Source organism: Psychrobacter sp. 1U2 (genome assembly GCF_051847575.1).
The window spans coordinates 1-757 of sequence record NZ_JBPYDC010000962.1 but is presented as its reverse complement, the minus strand read 5'-3'; the positions used below and the strand labels follow the sequence as shown (position 1 = coordinate 757).

Sequence of the window (757 nt, the reverse complement as noted above, 5' to 3'; positions counted from 1 at the left end):
CCACTCAGGCTTGTTATTAGAATCACGGAACGCTTCTAATAATTTGAGACGCTTAGACATCTTTTTAAGCTTAGTCTCAGAGCCTGTCTGCGGAATAGCTTCACGCAGCTCATCAATCTCTAAATCTAGATCGATGTCTTTTAATAGATCTTGTACGGCTTCAGCACCCATCTTGGCGACAAACTCATCACCAAACTCTTCAAGCGCTTTATAGTAGTCTTCATCATCAAGCAGCTGATATTTCTCTAAACTAGTTAGACCTGGCTCAGTGACGATATAGCTTTCAAAATACAATACGCGTTCAATATCGCGCAAAGTCATATCCAACAACAAACCAATACGGCTTGGCAACGATTTTAAAAACCAAATATGCGCAACTGGGCTAGCAAGGTCAATATGACCCATGCGATCACGACGAACTTTAGCGGTAGTGACTTCAACGCCGCACTTTTCACAGATTACGCCTTGGAACTTACGACGTTTGTATTTACCACATAAGCATTCGAAATCTTTAACTGGACCAAATATTTTGGCACAGAACAGACCGTCACGCTCAGGCTTGAAAGTACGATAGTTAATCGTTTCAGGCTTTTTAACTTCACCATGCGACCATGATTTAATAACATCAGGTGACGCTAAGGTAATTTGAATACTATCAAACTCACGATTACCGCTAGCGGTAGGGCTTTGCATAATATCGAGTAAATCTTTCAAGTTGCTTCTCCGTTATCTTTATAATCATCTGGCCGCGTTATAC

1 pseudogene is annotated in these 757 nt (G+C 41.1%); it reads right to left on the bottom strand.

Annotation, left to right across the window (positions count from 1 at the left end):
• Positions 1-714, bottom strand: a pseudogene (locus ACS8FD_RS19795) (DNA-directed RNA polymerase subunit beta'); the annotation flags it as partial.
• Positions 715-757 lie beyond the last annotated feature (43 nt).